The sequence below is a fragment of the Bacteroides bouchesdurhonensis genome (assembly GCF_900155865.1).
Lineage (GTDB): Bacteria > Bacteroidota > Bacteroidia > Bacteroidales > Bacteroidaceae > Bacteroides > Bacteroides bouchesdurhonensis.
Window position 1 is genome coordinate 943,067 of sequence record NZ_LT707006.1, and the last position, 19,521, is coordinate 962,587.

A 19,521-nucleotide genomic window follows, 5' to 3' on the forward strand; every position below is an offset into this window, starting at 1 on the left:
CATGGCACTCGAAATTAAAGGAATGACACGCTCATTCAGATTCAAGAAAGGAACAGAGTATATTACTCTTCAGGACCCGGATCCGAACATCTCGCCGGACATGGTCATGAACTACTATTCGAACATGTACCCGGAACTGACGACGGCTACCGTTCACGGACCGGTCATCAGGGAGGACATGACAGAATATGAGTTCAAGACAACTATCGGAACAAAAGGATAAAGGATATGGCAAAGGACTACAGAAAAAAGAAGAAATCATGTGTACCATTGGACGGATATCAGGCGGAACAGCTCGCGAGACTTATCATTGCGGAAACCGAAAGGAAGGTGCATTACGGCACGGAAAGGAAGAAACGGATTGCGGCACCCAGCGGTGCCGTAATTCTTTTCTGAACACCACATTCACGCCGATGCCTCCGCCGGAACTGTTCTCGGAAAGTCCTGACGGAAAGCCGTGCAACCTGATCACGCGGGAAAACTACGAGTACCTGCGTGATTCCTTTTTCAGATATGCGAGTCTTATGAAAAAGGAAGCGGTACATGCACCGGGACTCACAATGGCGGAAGGAATAACGAGACTGCATGATGAAATGAGCGACCTTGTCGGCAATGACATGAATGTAAACATCGAGCAGGATGGGGAAAGACTCATTTTCCGTCTCTGGAAATGCCACAGATGGGGAGAACTTACGCTGTATTACTTCCCTGTGAAATTTGTGGAAAATCTCGGGCCGGAACTGAGACGCATATCTGTCACCTTCATCCACAACCTGATGCAGGCAAACGGAATTGACACCATACTGGACGAGGATGACACGGAATATGCGCTTACCTGGCTGGCTGAAGAGAATGACGACGAACAGGACGACAGGAAAAAACGGCTGAAACTGCTGCATTCATACGAGAAAGGCAGGATACACAGTCTGCTCAGGAGAGTGGAACGGAAATCCTACTACAAGGACCTGCCGAAGGCAATCGGACGGTATAAGCCGGCGAACGGATACGAACAGTCCCTGCTCTCCGCCATGAAGGAAGGTCTGGAATTCCTCTCGCCTGAACGCGGCATCATGGAATACGGCTACGACCCGTTTTATGAAGAGGAACCGGACTACCTGCCCATGTATCTCAACAGGCAGATAAGGGTCGTCTATGACTGCAATGATCCCGTGACGGACAACCTCGTGGACTACTACAACTCCTACAGCCGGGAGACATACGACATCATTCCGGTCACCACCTGTGACCTGTCTCCGGAAACGGAGGAACTGTTCCGCATGGACGACTACCCGGAACGCTTCTTCAAATGGGCGGAAAAATTTATCAACATCACAATATAAACCAATCTGAAAGCATATGATAGACAGCAACGAACTGACCAGAAAGATCAAGACACCGCTCAACCCCAGGGCGGCACTGATAGCCTATGCCTCGGAAGGGGACAAGAACTTCTTCCTTGAAATCCGGGGTATTGACGACCGGGGAAACATGACGGAAGGAAGACCGGTGACACTGGAATTCATGAACACCCTCGTGAAGGAATACTCGGAAAGACACGGTACCACTCCATACGGGAAGATACCCGACAACCTGCTGTATTGCGACTCGCGCAAGGGCAGCGAAAGATACGTGTGGTACAATCCACCGCACAAGCGGATGATGTTCTTCAGCACCGCACTCAAAATAGAAAACGCGGAATATTACCTGCCGGGAGTAATCTACGAGGCCGGAGAGCACGGAATGAGAATCTATGCCTACAAGGGGAACGTTCCCAGACCGGATACCGTACTGTATGCCGCACCGTTCTTCAACGTGACAGGTTCCAGCGTATGTCTGGGAAACGCCAGGATAGAGCTGCCGAAGGACCTGACCTATGAAAAGCTGCTGCAGTACTGGGAACGGAAATTCTGGCTGACGGAATTCACCCACCTGGGAGGGAACGGGAACCCGACAAGGTCAAACCTCGTGCTGGTGGCAAAGGCGGCACGGGACAGGGACTTCAACCTCGACGAACTGAAACAACTGAACAACATGAAACTTAAAGACATACTGAAATGAAAAGAGTACACTACATCGACAACTATCTCATAAACCCGCAGCATCCGGTAACGGTAAACCTTATCGGAGCGGGAGGAACAGGCTCACAGGTGCTTACCTGCCTGGCCAGGCTTGACACGGCACTGAGGGGACTCGGACATCCCGGACTGTTCGTGACACTGTATGATTCCGACATCGTGACGGAAGCCAACATCGGGCGGCAGCTCTTCAGCCCTTCGGACATCGGACTGAACAAGGCGCAGTGCCTCGTCACACGCATGAACAACTTCTTCGGCAACGACTGGAAGGCGGTACCGGACATCTATCCGGCAGCCCTGAAGGACGCCAGACGGGATAATCTGGCCAACATAATGATTACCTGCACGGACAACATAAAGTCCCGTCTCGACCTCTGGAACATACTGAAAGCCGTGCCGGTTTCGGAATACAGAAGCCACGAAACACCACTGTACTGGATGGACTTCGGCAACATGCAGAATACGGGACAGGTCATCCTCGGAACCGTACCTAAGAAAATCAGACAGCCGGCATCCAAGCTGTACGAAACGGTGGAATCGCTGAAGGTGATCACACGATATGTCAAATACGCAAGAGTGAAGGAAAAGGATTCCGGACCGAGCTGTTCGCTGGCGGAGGCTCTGGAGAAACAGGACCTGTTCATCAACTCCACACTGGCACAGCTCGGCTGCAACATCCTGTGGAAAATGTTCCGCAACGGTATGATCGAGCATCACGGGCTGTACCTGAATCTCTCCACCATGAAAGTGAATCCGATAACTGTATAATATCAAAGCGTTTCCGTATGATTAAAATATAAAAAAGAACTCAGGAAAATAATCCTGAAAACCAATATTTTTCGTAACTTTGTATCAAAATCAAATAAGCATAACAATGGAACCATCTATATACAGTTTTTCACTTTGTGCCGCACTGCCGTTGATGTTATTCTTCGGCTTTTATTTTTTGTTTGCAAAGACTCCTGAAAAGAAAATTTTCAAGAATTATCTCCGCTCCCGACAGATTATGGGTATAGCTATGCTGCTGCTTTCGGCAAATTATTCGGTACATTTCTTCTTTGGTATTCGATTCAAAAATGCGGATTCTTCCATATTGATGAACATGTCCACATACTTCCTGTGCTATTCTCTGTTCAGTTCGGCATTGATAATGTTGCTTGATTGTTTTTACATTACCAAACGGCGTGTGTGGACACATATCATTTTATGGATTATATTCTCAACTCTTTCCGGAGTTGTGTTGTTCCTGTTGCCAAGCGGAATCATGCAAAAAATCTCTTTATTTGCTTTAGCTGTCTGGTTAATCGTTTTTGGAGTCGTTTTAGCTCGCAGAGTCATAATTGCATATCGTAGAGCCATTCGGATTTTCAATGAAACTCAGGCGGATGATATAGGCACATATATCGAATGGCTTTCCATATTCACTTATTGGGCTGTTATCTTCGGTGTCGGATGCGGATTGCTGACATTTCTGCCAGACAAATATGTTTTTATCTGGATTTTGTCGTCAATACCGTTCTACAGCTATCTTTTCTACAGCTATCAGAACTACCTGCTGTTCTATGAACAGGTGGAAAATGCTTTTGAGCAAGATATACAGTCTGAAGAAGAACTTCTGACAGATACGGAAACAGAACCTGAAATAGTTTCTGAGAAAGAAGTTCCAGTGTCCTATACAGAAATTATAGAGAAAGTGGCCAACTGGATAAAGACAGACGGCTATGTCCAGCAGGGACTTACCATAAAAGAACTGTCCGAAATACTTCATACGAACCGTACCTATCTTTCCGCTTATATCAAGACTACGTATAAAATGACATTCCGCGAATGGATAACCGGTCTCCGGTTGGAGTATGCGAAAAACATACTGAAGGAGCATCCGGAAATCAATATACAGAAGCTGGCTGAGTCTTCCGGTTTTCTTTCCCGCAGTAACTTTATCAAATCATTTACAGAGAAGGAAGGATGTACGCCTGGCAAGTGGAAAAAAGCAAATCTGGAATAATTTGTGTGGTAAAAAGCCGATGAAAAAGGTCTCAGAAGCTCATTTTCAAAAAGTGCTCAAGCGACAAAAAAGTGCTAATTCGACAAAAAAAAGTGCTCAAACGACAATTTGAAAAGTGCTCAAACGACAATTTTTATAAAACGCTGTATTTCAACAGAAAAAGTTTTTGTAATATTTTGGGCGCTGAATGGCATTTATTACCTTTGGAGAAGACAAAGATAATAAATTCAAGTTTATATGAGCAGAAAAATCACTTTTCTCACCCTGTTTCTGTGGCTGATGGTAAGCGTCTGAACAAATCCATCTTTTTCTAAGCCTTTAGGCTTCCTACTTTTGTATCCTAATAAATCAGTTCATAATTATGATACAAAAGAAGAAGTACATGACGCGTGAGGAATTTATCAGGATTCTTCGCCGTCAGAAGGCCAGCAATTTGAGTATAACAGATTTTTGTCACAATGAGGGTTTCCATCGCTCCAAGTTTTACGAATGGAAGTTGCGTTTCAAAATCACAGATGAAGAGCTTGCCTGTTCCCCCATGGAGGATATGGTAGGTTTCAGTCCCATTATCATAGAGGACCGACAGGCTTTACCGGCTTCCCATTCCGCCCCTATGTCTCCTCCCGCTACGGAACCTTACCGGCCGATGAGACAACCGTGCAAGGTTGTAGATAACTCAGAGATCTCCCTTGAACTTCCCAACGGGATGAAATTGAAATTTAAAGGTCAGTCCGGTTGCAAGGCTGCCCTGAGTTTTATCTCTAAAATATACAATGCCAATGTTCTGCCTAAATGATAACATGCGCTACTTCCTGTGCGGCGGCTATACAGACATGCGCAAAAGGATTTTCAGTCTCAGCGGTCTTGTCCATGACAAGATGGGTGGTGATGTAAGAAGCGGCGATGTCTATCTGTTCGTGAATCGTGCGAAAAACCGTCTCAAATTGCTTCACGCGGAAACCGGCGGCTTGGTTCTGTATGAGAAGCTTCTTGAAGAGGGTACTTTTAAACTGCCTGATTATGATCCCGACACAAAATCCTATCCCATGACGTGGAGCGATCTGGTGATGATGGTCGAAGGAATAAGTGAGGACAAGAAAAAACGTCAGAGGCGTCTGCGGGATCTGAGAAAGAGGTGGTGATGCCTTAAAAGACACTGAAAATAAACCTTTTGCAAACTTGCCTATCCCGATTTTTTTCCTTATCTTTATATCACAAATAAATCAGGAAATGACAAGGGAAGACACATTAGTGCAAATGATACAGTCCTTGAAGGAGCAACTTTCTGTGATGGCGGCGACCAACCGCAAGCAGAATGAGACGATTGTCTCGCAAGCCCAAACAATCGAGGAACTCCGGAGTACGATAGTTGATCTGAACGCTTCACTGGCATGGCTGAAAAGGAAAGTGTTCGGAAAGATGAGTGAGAAATGTAAACCCATTAAGGGGGACCCCATGCTCCCTTTTGAATACGGCGATCTGGAACAGGTCGAGGCGGAAATCGAAGAAGCCCGCAACAGGGCGGCGGCGCAGATTACCGTCCCGAAAGTCCAGATCGCCGGAAAAACATCCCGCCGTAACCGGGTGGTGATGGATGACCTGCCTGTGGTTACCGTCGTCATCGAACCCGAAGGCCTTGATCCCGATAAATACGTCAAGATAGACGAGGAACACACCAGAACTCTTGAGATGAAGCCGGGATATCTCTATGTGAAAGACACGGTACGTCCCACGTATGCCCTCAAGGATGACACGGAAGCCATTGAGAACGGCAGGAAAACTGTTATAACCGCTCCCATGCCACTGATGCCCATATATAAAGGCATGCCCGGGGCTTCCATGCTCGCTGAGGTCCTCTTACAGAAATACGAATACCATGTCCCGTTCTACCGACAAGTGAAACAGCTGGAACATCTGGGGGTGAAGCTGTCACGAAAGACATTGGGAGGTTGGTTCAAACCCGTCTGCGAACTTCTGGAACCGCTTTATCTGGAACTCAAGAAGGTAGTACTCTCCTCCGATTATATACAGGTTGACGAGACCACGCTTCCGGTTATAGACCATGACAGGCACAAGGCGGCGAAGGAGTACATCTGGATGGTCCGAGCGGCTATGCCGCGCCTGCTCTTCTTCCATTATGACGACGGTTCACGTGCGCAGAAAGTGGCGGTCGAACTCCTGAAGCCGTTCAAGGGATACCTTCAATGTGACGGTTACTCCGCTTATGACATTTTTGAAGAGAAGGAGGATGTGCATCTGTGTGCTTGTCTCGCACACATACGCAGGCATCTGGAGTCAGGAAAGGAAGAAAACCGGGAATATGCCATGCAGGGACTTAAATTTATACAAGACCTGTATAATGTGGAGCATATGGCTGATGAGCGGCAACTCTCCTATGAGGAACGTGCGGCACTGCGGCAGCGTCTGGCCGGACCACTGCTTGACGCCTTTGAGCTCTGGCTTCAGAACACATACCCCAAAGTACTTAAACGCAGTCTTATGGGAAAGGCCATAGCCTATACTTATCCTCTCATGCCAAGAATGAGACACTATCTGTATGATGGAAGAATCTTTATTGACAACAACGGGGCGGAAAACGCACTGAGACCTATCGTTCTGACCAGAAAAAACATGCTGTTCTGTGGGAATCAGGAGGCGGCTAAAAATACAGCTGTCATCTGTTCGTTGCTCAGCTCCTGCAAGGAGTGTGGAGTCAATCCGCGCGAATGGTTGAACCATGTCATCACAAAACTGCCATATTACCTCGAACCCAAATCGAGCAGGAATCTCCGGGAGTTGCTTCCGGACAAGTGGACATTAGCATGAGACAAATCCATAGACAGTCCATGGAAAGTCCACGGAAAATCCATGGACAATCCACGACAATCTCACTTCTGAGATACGACAACCAAACATGAGCAGTAATAATCATATCTGACCACCATTAAGGTAGTGCGTAAACAAACTACACTAAAATCAAATACGCAAGATGGAGTTGTTCAACCGCTTACGGCTGATGACGGTAACTTTTCCTGTCATTGCGCAGCAGAAAGCAGACACGACCTACACCTTCCGGTTCGTTCCGCAGAAGGACATGTTCTACGTGCCTTGGAATGGCAATGACACGGAACTTGCCCGTCTGCTGGAATGCATCGAGCGCAACAGAACGGACATTCTTGACGGCAGGCTGCCGCTGCTGGTTGACGGCTACTGCAACTCGCTGGGCAGTGAAACCGAGAACCTTGCCACGGCGAAGATCCGTGCCAACCGTGTGAAATCCGAACTGATTATCCGTGCGGAAATCAAGGAAGAAAACTTTATCACCCGCAACCATGCGACAGAGGGAGACTTTGTCACTGTGCGCCTGACGGTACCGGTCAAGGAAACAGCCGTGACGGATGCGGAAGCGGAAGCACGACGCAAGGCGGAAGCCGAACGACTGGAAGCCGAGAAGCGTGCCGAACAGGAACGACTTGCCGAAGAGCAGCGCAAGGCGGAAGAAGCCCGACTTGCCGCTGAAAAGGCAGAAGCCGAGAAAGCCGCTCAACAAAATACACTTGCCGACACGCCGTCGGAAACCAAAATCACAACTGATTATCATCTCTCCCTGCGTGCCAACCTGCTGCGCTGGGCTACCCTGACACCCGACCTTGGCGTGGAATGGCGCATCTGCCCATCGTGGGGCATTGCCGTAAACGGCTCGTGGACTTCATGGACGTGGAGCGACAAGGACCGCCGCTATGCACTCTGGGAAGTGGCTCCGGAAGTGCGTTACTATATGGGTGAGAAGAAAGCCTGGTATCTGGGCGCGCTGTTCAAGGCCGGACAGTTCAACTACAAGCTCTCCGAAACAGGCAAACAGGGCGACCTGATGGGTGGCGGCATCACCGCCGGCCACCAGCTGCGGCTGAACAAGGCACTGGCTCTTGATTTCAACCTCGGTCTGGGCTACCTGAATGCCGACTATGAGAAATATGAGGTCATCGACGGCGTGCGTGTACGCCACGGCAACGAGACAAAAGATTGGTGGGGCCCCATCAATGCCGGTGTGACATTGGTATGGAAGTTATTCTAACACGGAGGAATAGAATATGAAAGCAAAACAATATATAAATATGATGGGAATGGCAGCCGCCGTGCTGCTCTCTTCCTGCGTGAAGGACACGCTTTATGACACGCCGCACCCCGACTACGGGAAGATTGCGGTAACAGCCGACTGGTCGGCCCGCGGTGAGGGTATCGACATACCTGCCACATGGACGGTCACCATGGGCGACTATACGGGTACGGAGACTTCCGCCACCCATGCCCCCGACCATCTGTTTGCTCCGGGCAGCTACACCCTTGCGGTGTGGAACCCGGCTGAAGGAATCACGGTGAACGGCACCACAGCCACCATTGCCGCAGCCACGGGAACCCGGGCAGGCACGGATGCCTTTGTGAACAATGCCCCGGGATGGTTCTTCACCTATACGGAACAGGTGACCATCGAGAAAGACAAGAACTATCCGCTGACCGCTACAATGAAGCAGCAGGTGCGCGAGCTGACGCTTGTCGTCGAACCGACGGGTGATGCCGCTGGACGCATCACGGAGATTGTTGCCCATCTGACGGGTGCAGCCCGAACACTCAATTTCGCTACTGATACCTACGGAGCCGCTTCGAACGTCGTGCTGCCCTTCACCAAGATAACCGAAGGTGACGATGCTGGCAAGTGGAAAGCCACGGTGCGGCTACTGGGTGTGACAGGCACGGAACAACTGCTGACGGGTGAAATCCGCTATGCGGACGGCAACCCGACCCCCACGATGCTGAAAAGCGACCTCACGGAAGCCCTCAAGGAGTTCAATACCAGAAAGGGCGCATCGCTGACCCTCGGCGGAACGCTGGTTGAGACTCCCGAAGGCATGGAAGTGGACGGAGCCGAAATCAACGGCTGGGAAGAAGTGAAAGGTGATGATGTAAATGCCGATTTGTAACTAATATAATGACAGATATAATGAAGACAAGATTTTTTGCACTTGCGACGCTCGTCCTCGCACTGGCAGCCTGCAACAACGACAACGAGAACCTGAACGGTGACCCAGTGGCCGCCCAGTTTACCGCCGACATCGCCCTCGCCACCCGCGCCAGCGGAACCACCTGGGATAACGGCGACCGTATCGGCATCACCGACATCGGCAACGACACCCAGTACGGCAACGTGCCTTTCATCCTGAAAAATGGGAAATTTGAGGCAGAAAAAAAGGTCATCTATATCGAAGATACAAAGACCCATACTTTCCGCGCCTACTATCCGTACAACGCGGCGGGAGGTATCCTCGCAGCCACGACCGATGCCACGGCGCAGCAGAACCAGTCTGCCATTGACTTCCTCTTTGCCACAGGAGCCACGGGAGACAAAAAAAGCCCGGTAGTGAGCTTCACCGACAAAACCGGCAAAGGCGGTGAAGACAACTCCTTCCACCACCGCATGAGCCGGATAACCCTTACCTTCGAGGCGGGCGACGGCGTGGATTTCAGCGTGGTCAAGCCTGAACGTTACACGCTGGACGGATTGTTACTCACCGGTACGTTCAACACGGCCGACGGTATTGCCACCGCAGACAACGGAGTACAGACCGGAGAACTGGCCATGAATCTGGCAGACGGCAATCTCACGTCATCGATCATCCTCTTCCCGCAGACAGTTGCATCCCTGCCGTTGGTTGTGAATTACAAAGGTCAGGAATATCATGCCACACTCACCATGCCCGAAGGCGCACTGCTGGCGGGCAACAACTATACCTATACCGTCAAGGTACGCAACAAAGTCCTTGAAGTCAGCGAAGCCACCATTGCAAAGTGGAACGATATAGACGGTGGAGATGTGGGTGCTGACCTGTAGGATTTTAATAATTAATCGATTAGAATAAAGAATTATGAGACATAGATTATTTATCCCCGCAGCCACCGCACTGCTGTTCGCCCTCGCCGCCTGCACGCAGGACGAACTTGCTGACGATAACCGTCTGCCCGAAGGTGAATACCCCGTCGTCATCCGTGCCACCGGACTGTCCGTAGAAGCAACGCCGCTGGCAGCCCCTTCCACTCGTGCCGCTGTGGACGGCGATTGGCAGGGCGTCACTTCCGTGGCACTCAAGATGGGCGATGCGGTAAAGGAATACACCGTAACGGCTTCTACCGATTTCAAGAGTGCCACGCTTTCACGCGAGAACGATCCGTACTACTGGACCAGCCGCGACCCGATTACCGTATCGGCATGGTGGCCCTTCAACAATGCCGACATCACACAGATGCCTGCCGTGAAGGTGGCCGAAGACCAAAGCAAACTGGCTGACTTCCAAAACAGCGACTTCATCTCTGCTGAGAACCGGAAGGTGGAATTTAACAACCCGACTCTTGAATTTACCCACCGCACGGCACGCGTGACAATCGAACTGAAGCCCGGCACGGGATTCACGAGCGTCGCCGGTGCCACGGTGAGCCTCGTGAGCCTGTCCGCCGATAACGGCAACCCGACCGCCATCAAGACCTACAACGCAAGCGGCAACACCTACGAGGCACTGACTGCCCCGCAGACCGTTGCGGCAGGCAAGCAGTTCGTCAAGGTGGAACTCGGCGGCGGCACCTTCTACTTCCGCCCGCAGAACGACGTCGTATTAGAAGCGGGCAACCGCTATTCTTACACCGTCAAGGTGAACGCCACTGGCTTGACATTAGAGGGTTGCACCATCGGTGATTGGGCTGACGGCGGCGGCGAGAGTGGTGCAGCCGAGTTGGGCTACATCTACGATAGCAACACCAAGACCTACACGGTCTATAACGCCGACGGCCTACTGGCATGGAACGAAGCCGCACAAAAAGACAGATCGATAAATTGCACCCTCACCGCCGACATCGACCTCACGGGCAAAGACTGGTCACCGATAGGCACAAACTTTTATAACTCATACACCGGCACCTTCGACGGCGGTGGCCATACCATCATGGGGCTGACCGTTACGACAAATGACCAATATGTGGGTCTGTTCGGCAGGCTCGGTAGAGCTGGCACGGTGAAGAACGTGGTGATGGATGGCATACAGATAACATGCAATCACAGGTTGGGCTATGCCGGCGGCGTGGCAGGATTTAGCTGGGGAGGCACCATTGAAAACTGCTCGGTGTCGGGCAGCGTCAGCGGCACGATATGCGCCGGCGGTGTGGTGGGTATTCAATGGGAGGCTTCCATCACCGGATGCAGCTCCTCCGCCACAGTGAAGGGAATGGTCCAGGTCGGCGGCGTGGCAGGTGAGACGAATTCGGGTGCCACCATGGCCGCTTGCTATGCCACAGGCAACGTGACCATAGAAATAGACCCCATAAATAATATCCTTGGCGGCGGTCTGGTGGGATTCAACGCAGGAAGCAGCGTCCTTGCCTGCTATGCCACGGGCAACGTAACCAGTACGGGTAGTGGCACTGGCAATGTATCTATCGGCGGCTTTTTGGGAGGAAACTACACCACCGTGACCGCCTGCTATTGGAAGAACAATCATGAACAAGGTATCGGCTACAATAAGGAAGGCATCGCCCCCGAAGCCACGAAGGTGGACGGCACTGGCGTTACCTGGCAGGACGCCGTTGATGCCATGAACACCGCCTTGCAGAACGCAGGCTCAGAGTGGCGTTACGAACTTAAAGGAGCATTGCCTACCTTGAGGAAGCAGTAAACCGTCGGGGGGAAAAGTTACGCCCGCAACGGAAAGAACCAGAGTAATAAAATAACAGATATTATGAGGATAAGATTTTTTGCACTTGCAGCGCTCGCCCTCTTATTGGGCGCCTGCACGCAGGACGAAGCGGGCTTCCTACCAGAAGGGGCGGAAGGCACCCCCATCGTCTTCACCGCCACGGGGCTGAATCCCGCCGCGACAGCCATCGCCGGCACCCGTGCCCCTGTGGATGGCAATTGGGAGGGTGTGCAGAGCGTGGCAGTCCTGATGGACGGCATGGTGAAGACGTACGACGTGACGCCCACCACCGCCGACCCCACCAGCGCCACGCTGACCTCCACCGACCCGTACTACTGGACCAACCACAAAGACATCACCGTCACAGCCTGGTGGCCCTACACCGCTGGCGAGACAACCCCACCTGCGGTAAAGGTAAAAGCCAACCAAAGTACCCAGAAAGACTTTGAGGGCAGCGACCTCATCGTAGCCGACGGACAGACGGTGACCTACGGTAGCCCCACGCTTCGCTTCACCCACCGCACGGCGCGGGTGACCATCGTTCTGACGGACTACACCGAGGGGCTGGCATCCGTGCGACTGACGGGCCTCTCCACCGAAGGCGGCAACCCAGCCGAAATCACCCCGTATGACAAGGGCAGCAACACCTACACCGCCCTCGTAGCCCCGCAAAGTGTGGCAGCTGGCACGACCTTCATTACCAGCACCTTCACTAACGGCAAGACCTTCGTTTATAAGATGAAGAATGCTGCCGACTGGCAGGCGGGCGGTGAATATACCTACACCGTCTCCCTCGCTGCGGCAAAAGACCTGGGCTATACCATAGAGAGCGACGGCAGCTACACCGTGACCTCCGCCGATGGCCTGATGAATGTAGCCGAATTAGTGAACGGAGGTAAGACCGACATTAACATTACCCTCGACAAAAACATTGATCTGACGGGCAAAGGCTGGACGCCGATAGGCACAAGCTTCGATAACTCATACAAAGGCACTTTCGACGGCGGCGGCCATACCATCACGGGGTTGACCGTTACGACAAATGACCAATTTGTGGGTCTGTTCGGCTATCTCAATAGAGCTGGTATGGTGAAGAACGTGGTGATGGAAGGCATACAGATAACAAGCAATCACATGTTTGGCTGTACTGGCGGCGTGGTAGGATATAGCTGGGGCACCATTGAAAACTGCTCGGTGTCGGGTAGCGTCAGCGGCACAGATTGTGTCGGCGGTGTGGTGGGTTCACAAAAGGCCGGTTCCATCATCGGATGCAGCTCCTCTGCCACTGTGAAGGGAAAGCACTATGTCGGCGGTGTGGCAGGAGAAAAATGGGGCACCATGACAGCTTGCTATGCCACAGGCAACGTGACCTTAGAAATAGCTTCCCAAAAGAATAACTTTGGCGGCGGTGTAGTGGGATTAAACGGAGGAAGCCGCGTCCTTGCCTGCTATGCCACGGGCTACGTAACCAGTACGGGTAGCAGCACCGGCAATGTGCATATCGGCGGCTTGTTTGGAGATAGCTACACCACCGTGACCGCCTGCTATTGGAAGAACAATCAGGAACGAGGCTATAAGACCGCCCCCGAATCCACGAAGGTGGACGGCACTTACGTTACCTGGCAGAAAGCCGTCGATGCCATGAACACCGCCTTGCAGAACGCAGGCTCAGAGTGGCGTTACGAACTTAATGGAGCATTGCCTACCTTGAGGAAGCAGTAAACCGTCGGGCGGAAAAAGTTCCGCCCGCAACGGAAAGAACCGAAGTATAACCCCAATAAAGAAAGGAGGACGTGATGGAACACACGGAGAATCCACCATATTGGTTTTGGCATCAAGGCATTGTCAATAATAATATAGTCTCCAGTGTAAATATGGAAGCTGTAAGCCGGACATTGTCAAGATTGGTGCTCATTAAAGACAACAAATCAAGTATTTAAATTAAAAACATGGGACTTTTTCACAGAGGCAAGAAAAATAATGACGATGAGCCGGACAGTGTTCAAACCAATTCATTCTCTGATATTATGAATGGTTTGCAGTACGCCGTAAACTGTGCACAAGATACATTACAGAATCATCAGATACAAAATCTGACCAGACTTTTTGAAGGAACAAATGCAAATAACGCAAATACGTTCCAATCAAAAAAAATCATGGTTGGAGACAAGACTATTGATATTCCACTTATAGCCTTGATATCCCATCATTATCTTGCAATGGATAATGTGCAGATAAAGTTCAAGGCGAAGGTCGGAAGCGTGGAATCACAGATTCCGGAAAACAACTTGCTGTTATCCAGTCCGCACAGAGCCAATCTCCAGATGCAGATGAGCAACATAAAACCAGATACAGATGATGTCATGGAGGTTTGCGTCAATTTTAAAGTTCAGGAGACTCCGGAGAGTATTTCCCGAATTATTGACGATTTTGTAAAAAACATCTAACAATTTTAAAATTCAAATGTTATGGCAGAAGAAATATTAAACCAAGGGCAACAAGAAAATGCGGAAAACTTGAATGAAAATGTAAGCGGACAGGCGAAAGAAATTATCTCCGCTGCATTGGAAGAGACTCAAAACAGAGAAACTTCTCCAGTTCTTAAAGCAGATTCAAACGTGACTGACAAATTCAAGGGTCTTCCCATGCGCGAACTTATTGCTGCTCCACTGATTGCAGCAGCCGAAGCCCAACAGGAGCTGGCAGCAACGGCATGGAATTTCTACCAGCAAATTGCATTTGATGGTAAAAGCGGCAATAAAGCGCGTATATTGGAATTCGATGTCGAAAGACCGATACAGCAGAATGAAAAAATGACAACAATAAAACAAACGGTAAAGGCTCCGTTTATAGGATTGGTGCCTATTCCTGCCCTGCTTATAGATCGCGTGGATGTCGATTTCCAGATGGAGGTTACCGATACGTCAAACGTAAAAAGCACTACCAACGCAGAAGTAGAGGCAAAAGCCTCTGCAAAACGTTGGTTTATAAATGCGGAAATCAGCGGCAAAGTCACGACCGCCCGCGAGAACACCCGCATGACCAACCAAACGGCAAAATACCAGATACATGTTTCGGCCAGCCAGCAACCACAGACCGAAGGTCTGTCAAAACAGATGGATATAATGGCTTCCTGTATCGAGCCTATAAATACAGAAAGCAGTAAATAGAGTATAAACATATAGAACGGAATGGATAAAGTCCCGTTCAAATTTGATAATAATTATTATGAAAACATAATAAATGTATCAAACATCTAAAAATAGCCATATGAGAATTTGTACATGGAATTCCCAAGGAAATCCTCTTAATGATGCTATTAAATTAAATATATTGAATCATCTGTTAACAATAGAACAATGTAATGTCGTTATGATACAAGAATGTGGTAAATTCATACTGCCTGCACATTTTAGTGGTATCTACCACTATGTTGTGGTAGAACAAGCAGGTGCTTATAATTATAGAGGTAATACTTGTATCATTGCGGATTTGAATTTTGTAGCATCAATACATTATCTGATATCAGGAACAGGCCGATCCGCAATTTGTTTAAATTATAATGGATATAACATTTATACCCTTCATTGCGAATCTGGGTCTGGTGCTGTAGGAGATATAAGAGATTTAGTACATCATGCAGTATCTCCTTTCATCATTGGCGGAGATATGAATTCAACGCCAAGCGAATTATCAGAAAATTTAAGAATAATGACCACAGGTGTCAGGAGTAGGCCGGGAAATAGTGCTCATTTTGCTTGTTGTGGTATGCCAACACATATTTCAGGTCGAGAATTAGATTATTTCCTTATCGATAGCAGATTACAGCTAAGAACATGTGTACGAAGATATCATATGAAGGGTGGGGATCACTATCCTGTGATATTGGAAATTTAGTTAACCAATTATATTTTTCATCAACAAACAGTGTCGCTGCGATATAAAATATTTTTCGGCTATGCCATACTTATGGCGGTCATCGGTAGCATGGCCGCCATTTTGATATATGAACGGCAGCGGATGCGCGAAATTGAGGCAGAGACGGCAAACATAAACCTTGTACGTCGTGGTATCAACACGGCTCATCGCCGTATTACGGGGCTCGCCACATTGGGTGAGGGTGTGGTAAATTGGAACAAAGCGGACTATCTGTACTATCGTAACCACCGACTTCAAGCCGACAGTTTGTTGAACTCGCTTAAACGACACTGCCGTGAATATGTACGCCCGGAACAGATAGACACTCTTCGTGCTCTGCTTGCCGAAAAGGAGACACACCTGCTGCACATAATGGAAATGTTTGAACGGCGAACTGAAGCGGACAGCGTGCTGGTAAACCAGTTGCCGGAAGTGGCGAGGCGTGCAACACATATCCGTACCATAGAACAAAAGAAAAAAGGGATTGCAGGATTCTTCGGGAAAAAAGAAGAAATACAAGTAATGCCATCCCAAAAAGAACTTCATGATTTCAGCGACAGCCTGATAGCAATACATCAAAGACAGGCGAACGAAATGGACATTTATGCCGACAGCCTGCGTATGCGCAACAGGGAATTGAACAGGACATTGAACAAGCTGATAAACGACCTTGACGAACAGGCACAGACTGCCTTCTCACAAAGAGAGTTAAAAATGGCAGAAGCAGAGAAAATGTCGTTCTTTTTAATGGCAGGAGTAATCGGCATGGCCATCATCCTGCTCATCATTTCGCACCTTATCATCATGCGTGACCTTAACCGCAGGGAAAGGGACAAGGCTGAACTGGAAGATACGGCAACACAAAACCGTACACTCTCCGACATGCGCAAGAAAATAATCATCACACTTTCCCATGACATACGAGGACCTCTCAATGCCATCAGTGGCAGTGCTGAACTGGCCATGGATACTCGTGACCGGAAACGCCGCAATGCCTATCTCGGAAACATCCTTGAATCATCCCGTCATATCACCCGGCTTGCCAACAGCCTGCTTGACCTCTCCCGTCTGGACGATGCTAAAGAAACCCTGAACGAAATTCCTTTCCATCTTGAATCCTTTCTGGAAAGTATCGCTGAAGAATACACACGCAAGGCGAACGACAAAGGATTGATGTTTGACAAGGCTTTTATGGGGTGCGGCATCACCGTCCTTGGCGATGCAGACCGCATAAGGCAGGTAGTGGTCAACATTCTGGAGAATGCTGTAAAATTCACCCGTACAGGTTATATCAAATTTCTGGCAAGTTATGAAGAAGATACTCTTTCAGTAAAGGTCAAAGATACGGGGATAGGAATGGGCGAGAACACAACATAACGCATTTTTCAGCCCTTTGAACGGGCTGCTCCTGATTTGGATTCAGAAGGCTTCGGACTGGGACTTTCCATTACGAAAGGGCTGGTGAACCTGTTCGGAGGAAGACTCTCTGTTTCGAGCCAGATCGGTAAAGGCAGCGAATTCAAGGTGGAAATTCCGCTTAGGCAGACCAATGAGCCTGCAAGAGACAAGCCAGAAACTTATACGGGAAACCTCAGACTTCCTCGGCGGGTTCTTGTAGTCGATGACGATCCGATACAATTGCGCAACACAGTTGAAATGATGGAACGGAACGGTATCTCATGCCGAGCCTGTACCAATGCACAGGAAGTGGTCAAGGCATTGAGAACCGGAGAATACGACCTATTGCTGACCGATATACAGATGCGTGGTACGGGAGGTTTTGACCTGTTGCATCTGCTACGCCTTTCCAACATAGGAAATTCACGGACAATTCCCATAGCTGCAATGACCGCCCGTAACGACGGCGATGCAGACCGCTATATTCAAGCCGGATTTGCCGGCTGTATCCACAAACCGTTCTATACAAGGGACCTGCTCGAATTTCTCTCGTCACTCATTGGACAGAACAGAACAATGGATAATCATTCTCCAGATTTCGAGGCTCTGTATGTCACTACAGGAGACGAACGCTGGACTTTGGAGACTCTTATAGAGGAATCCAATAGGAACAGTTCTGACTTGCTGGATTCTTTGAGTCAGGAAAAGCTCGACCGGAAGCGGATATGGGAAACTCTGCACAGGATGTACCCGATGTGGGAGCAATTGGGAATAGCCCATGAGCTGGAATCGTACAGCTATGAAGAGTATGTGGAAGATACGGATGAGTCAGCATTCCGCAATGATGTGGAAAGAATTGTCAGAAGAATAGACCGGCTGATATCTGAGACAAAAAGCCGATTATCGTAAATGGACGGACATAATTAAATGAAAACATGAATGAAATACAGAATACTGATAGTTGAAGACAACATCATGCTTGCCGGGCAACAGAAAAAAAGGTTGGAAAAATCCGGTTATGAAGCAGAGATAACAATAGATGAACCTGGGGCACGAAAACTGCTCAAGAAAGAAAGTTTCGACCTTGTGCTGTCCGACGTACGCCTGCCGGAAGGGGACGGTATATCTTTGCTCGAATGGATGCGGAAGGAACGGATGGATATCCCTTTCATTATCATGACCGGATATGCTTCAGTACCGGATGCTGTACAAGCCATAAAACTGGGAGCCAAAGACTATCTGGCAAAACCGGTACAGATGGACGAATTGCAAAGACAACTGAAAGATATTTTCCGTCCCAAATCTGTGATATGCGACAAAAACAAGGATTTGCTCCCCAGAAACAGCCTTCAGATGCAGGAGGTCGAACATCTGGTCAGTACAGTCGCCCCATTTGACATTTCTGTGCTTATACTTGGTCCTAACGGTGCCGGAAAAGAATCGGTTGCACAGCGTATCCACTATATAGGAGAGCGGAAGGATATGCCGTTTGTCGCCGTGAATTGTGGAGTCATACCCAAGGAGCTTGCACCCTCCCTCTTTTTCGGGCACATAAAGGGAACATTTACCGGTGCCGACGCCAACAAGGACGGATATTTTGAAGTGGCAAAAGGCGGAACACTCTTTCTGGATGAAATAGGGATCTTGTCCCTGGACGTCCAAGCCATGCTGCTGCGGGTTTTGCAAGAAGGCACATACATCCCAATAGGTGGTAACAAAGAAAAGCGGGCTAATGTAAGAATTGTAGCCGCCACCAATGAAGATCTCCAACTTGCAATACAAGAAAAACGGTTCAGGGAAGACCTATACCACCGGCTATGCGAATTTGAGATTGTCCTGCCTTCCTTGCATGAATGCCCCGATGACATTCTGTCTTTGGCTCATCATTTCAGAAAAAAGTTTTCCGGAGAACTGAAAAGACCGACAGAAGGCTTCAGTTCTGAAGCGGAACAATTGCTTCTCTCTTACCGCTGGCCTGGGAACGTACGGGAACTGCATAACAGGATAAGAAGGGCGGTACTTATGGCTAAACAGCCGCTCATTGAAACCGCCGACCTGAATATCAAACTGGAAGCGGCGACCGAGGAAATCAATCTTTTTCCTGAAAACGATGCGGAAGAGAAACACTCGATAATACAGGCATTGAAAACCAGCCATGGGAGTCGCAAACAAGCAGCAGGCATACTGCATATTGATCCGTCCACACTATATCGGAAAATGAAAAAATATGGATTGAATGACAAATAACCGTCATTCCATATTTCTGTTTGGAATAAAATGCCTACATTTGCATATGATTGGAAATCCTTGTAATATAGGAATGACAGTCACAACATAAGGAGAAAATATCGGCATTGCTTTAAGCCTTGCCGAACATTACAACATAAGT

18 protein-coding genes and 1 pseudogene are annotated in these 19,521 nt (G+C 49.1%); all 19 read left to right on the plus strand.

Going from position 1 to position 19,521, the window contains the following annotated elements; genetic code table 11:
• Nucleotide 1 precedes the first annotated feature (1 nt).
• The 19 genes and pseudogenes from CZ225_RS03755 (at nt 2) to CZ225_RS03840 (ending at nt 19,379) form a co-directional block, all read left to right on the plus strand.
• Entirely contained in the window at nt 2-223 is a 222-nt protein-coding gene (locus tag CZ225_RS03755; RefSeq protein WP_075965634.1) for a PRTRC system protein C, read from the plus strand.
• Between the two features lie 5 nt (nt 224-228).
• Entirely contained in the window at nt 229-396 is a 168-nt protein-coding gene (locus CZ225_RS24170) for a hypothetical protein (protein ID WP_227045009.1), read from the plus strand.
• 17 nt (nt 397-413) lie between these two features.
• Nucleotides 414-1,340: a hypothetical protein gene (locus CZ225_RS03760; RefSeq protein ID WP_227045012.1), complete on the plus strand. Its 927-nt coding sequence runs from the start codon at nt 414-416 to the stop codon at nt 1,338-1,340.
• 16 nt (nt 1,341-1,356) lie between these two features.
• On the plus strand, nt 1,357-2,058 hold the full coding sequence (locus tag CZ225_RS03765) for a prokaryotic E2 ligase family D protein (protein WP_075965636.1): 702 nt from the start codon (nt 1,357-1,359) through the stop codon (nt 2,056-2,058).
• The gene (locus CZ225_RS03770) at nt 2,055-2,843 is read left to right on the plus strand and encodes a PRTRC system ThiF family protein (protein WP_075965637.1); all 789 of its coding nucleotides are present in this window, start codon (nt 2,055-2,057) and stop codon (nt 2,841-2,843) included. Before CZ225_RS03765 ends, CZ225_RS03770 begins: the two co-directional genes overlap by 4 nt.
• A 154-nt stretch (nt 2,844-2,997) precedes the next feature.
• On the plus strand, nt 2,998-4,080 hold the full coding sequence (locus CZ225_RS03775) for a helix-turn-helix domain-containing protein (RefSeq protein WP_077155676.1): 1,083 nt from the start codon (nt 2,998-3,000) through the stop codon (nt 4,078-4,080).
• Between the two features lie 361 nt (nt 4,081-4,441).
• Nucleotides 4,442-4,876, plus strand: coding sequence for an IS66 family insertion sequence element accessory protein TnpA (gene tnpA, locus CZ225_RS03780; protein WP_077153015.1), 435 nt, complete (start codon nt 4,442-4,444; stop codon nt 4,874-4,876).
• A gap of 4 nt (nt 4,877-4,880) precedes the next feature.
• Nucleotides 4,881-5,222 carry an IS66 family insertion sequence element accessory protein TnpB gene (gene tnpB, locus CZ225_RS03785; RefSeq protein WP_234982990.1) on the plus strand — a complete coding sequence of 114 codons (342 nt, stop codon included), beginning with the start codon at nt 4,881-4,883 and terminating at the stop codon, nt 5,220-5,222.
• Nucleotides 5,223-5,310: 88 nt separating this feature from the next.
• Nucleotides 5,311-6,906, plus strand: coding sequence for an IS66 family transposase (gene tnpC, locus CZ225_RS03790; RefSeq protein ID WP_077153017.1), 1,596 nt, complete (start codon nt 5,311-5,313; stop codon nt 6,904-6,906).
• A gap of 163 nt (nt 6,907-7,069) precedes the next feature.
• Entirely contained in the window at nt 7,070-8,155 is a 1,086-nt protein-coding gene (locus CZ225_RS03795; RefSeq protein WP_077153018.1) for a DUF3575 domain-containing protein, read from the plus strand.
• Between the two features lie 16 nt (nt 8,156-8,171).
• On the plus strand, nt 8,172-9,059 hold the full coding sequence (locus CZ225_RS03800; protein ID WP_077153019.1) for a FimB/Mfa2 family fimbrial subunit: 888 nt from the start codon (nt 8,172-8,174) through the stop codon (nt 9,057-9,059).
• Nucleotides 9,060-9,079: 20 nt separating this feature from the next.
• Nucleotides 9,080-9,967, plus strand: coding sequence for a fimbrillin family protein (locus tag CZ225_RS03805; protein ID WP_077155677.1), 888 nt, complete (start codon nt 9,080-9,082; stop codon nt 9,965-9,967).
• Nucleotides 9,968-10,001: 34 nt separating this feature from the next.
• Nucleotides 10,002-11,795, plus strand: coding sequence for a fimbrillin family protein (locus tag CZ225_RS03810; protein WP_077153020.1), 1,794 nt, complete (start codon nt 10,002-10,004; stop codon nt 11,793-11,795).
• A gap of 63 nt (nt 11,796-11,858) precedes the next feature.
• The gene (locus CZ225_RS03815; protein ID WP_077153021.1) at nt 11,859-13,538 is read left to right on the plus strand and encodes a fimbrillin family protein; all 1,680 of its coding nucleotides are present in this window, start codon (nt 11,859-11,861) and stop codon (nt 13,536-13,538) included.
• A gap of 227 nt (nt 13,539-13,765) precedes the next feature.
• Nucleotides 13,766-14,263: a DUF2589 domain-containing protein gene (locus CZ225_RS03820; protein WP_077153022.1), complete on the plus strand. Its 498-nt coding sequence runs from the start codon at nt 13,766-13,768 to the stop codon at nt 14,261-14,263.
• A 21-nt stretch (nt 14,264-14,284) separates the two neighbouring features.
• A complete protein-coding gene (locus tag CZ225_RS03825) occupies nt 14,285-14,986 on the plus strand; it encodes a DUF2589 domain-containing protein (RefSeq protein ID WP_077153023.1) in 702 nt (233 codons plus the stop codon).
• 100 nt (nt 14,987-15,086) lie between these two features.
• Nucleotides 15,087-15,713, plus strand: coding sequence for an exonuclease/endonuclease/phosphatase family protein (locus CZ225_RS03830; RefSeq protein ID WP_032856211.1), 627 nt, complete (start codon nt 15,087-15,089; stop codon nt 15,711-15,713).
• A gap of 903 nt (nt 15,714-16,616) precedes the next feature.
• Nucleotides 16,617-18,041: pseudogene (locus tag CZ225_RS24825) on the plus strand (ATP-binding response regulator).
• 30 nt (nt 18,042-18,071) lie between these two features.
• Complete coding sequence (locus CZ225_RS03840; protein ID WP_004311804.1) at nt 18,072-19,379, plus strand: sigma-54-dependent transcriptional regulator; 1,308 nt, start codon at nt 18,072-18,074, stop codon at nt 19,377-19,379.
• The last annotated feature ends 142 nt before the right edge of the window (nt 19,380-19,521 follow it).

Excerpts from the sequence above, each read along its gene's own strand:
- CZ225_RS03760 (WP_227045012.1), top strand. The coding sequence starts at position 414 with ATGCCTCCGCCGGAACTGTTCTCGGAAAGTCCTGACGGAAAGCCGTGC.
- CZ225_RS03840 (WP_004311804.1), top strand. The coding sequence starts at position 18,072 with ATGAAATACAGAATACTGATAGTTGAAGACAACATCATGCTTGCCGGG.
- CZ225_RS03800 (WP_077153019.1), top strand. The coding sequence starts at position 8,172 with ATGAAAGCAAAACAATATATAAATATGATGGGAATGGCAGCCGCCGTG.
- tnpA (WP_077153015.1), top strand. The coding sequence starts at position 4,442 with ATGATACAAAAGAAGAAGTACATGACGCGTGAGGAATTTATCAGGATT.
- CZ225_RS03830 (WP_032856211.1), top strand. The coding sequence starts at position 15,087 with ATGAGAATTTGTACATGGAATTCCCAAGGAAATCCTCTTAATGATGCT.
- CZ225_RS03815 (WP_077153021.1), top strand. The coding sequence starts at position 11,859 with ATGAGGATAAGATTTTTTGCACTTGCAGCGCTCGCCCTCTTATTGGGC.
- CZ225_RS03820 (WP_077153022.1), top strand. The coding sequence starts at position 13,766 with ATGGGACTTTTTCACAGAGGCAAGAAAAATAATGACGATGAGCCGGAC.
- CZ225_RS03825 (WP_077153023.1), top strand. The coding sequence starts at position 14,285 with ATGGCAGAAGAAATATTAAACCAAGGGCAACAAGAAAATGCGGAAAAC.
- tnpB (WP_234982990.1), top strand. The coding sequence starts at position 4,881 with ATGCGCTACTTCCTGTGCGGCGGCTATACAGACATGCGCAAAAGGATT.
- CZ225_RS03810 (WP_077153020.1), top strand. The coding sequence starts at position 10,002 with ATGAGACATAGATTATTTATCCCCGCAGCCACCGCACTGCTGTTCGCC.
- CZ225_RS03775 (WP_077155676.1), top strand. The coding sequence starts at position 2,998 with ATGTTATTCTTCGGCTTTTATTTTTTGTTTGCAAAGACTCCTGAAAAG.
- CZ225_RS03795 (WP_077153018.1), top strand. The coding sequence starts at position 7,070 with ATGGAGTTGTTCAACCGCTTACGGCTGATGACGGTAACTTTTCCTGTC.
- tnpC (WP_077153017.1), top strand. The coding sequence starts at position 5,311 with ATGACAAGGGAAGACACATTAGTGCAAATGATACAGTCCTTGAAGGAG.
- CZ225_RS03765 (WP_075965636.1), top strand. The coding sequence starts at position 1,357 with ATGATAGACAGCAACGAACTGACCAGAAAGATCAAGACACCGCTCAAC.
- CZ225_RS24170 (WP_227045009.1), top strand. The coding sequence starts at position 229 with ATGGCAAAGGACTACAGAAAAAAGAAGAAATCATGTGTACCATTGGAC.
- CZ225_RS03805 (WP_077155677.1), top strand. The coding sequence starts at position 9,080 with ATGAAGACAAGATTTTTTGCACTTGCGACGCTCGTCCTCGCACTGGCA.
- CZ225_RS03770 (WP_075965637.1), top strand. The coding sequence starts at position 2,055 with ATGAAAAGAGTACACTACATCGACAACTATCTCATAAACCCGCAGCAT.
- CZ225_RS03755 (WP_075965634.1), top strand. The coding sequence starts at position 2 with ATGGCACTCGAAATTAAAGGAATGACACGCTCATTCAGATTCAAGAAA.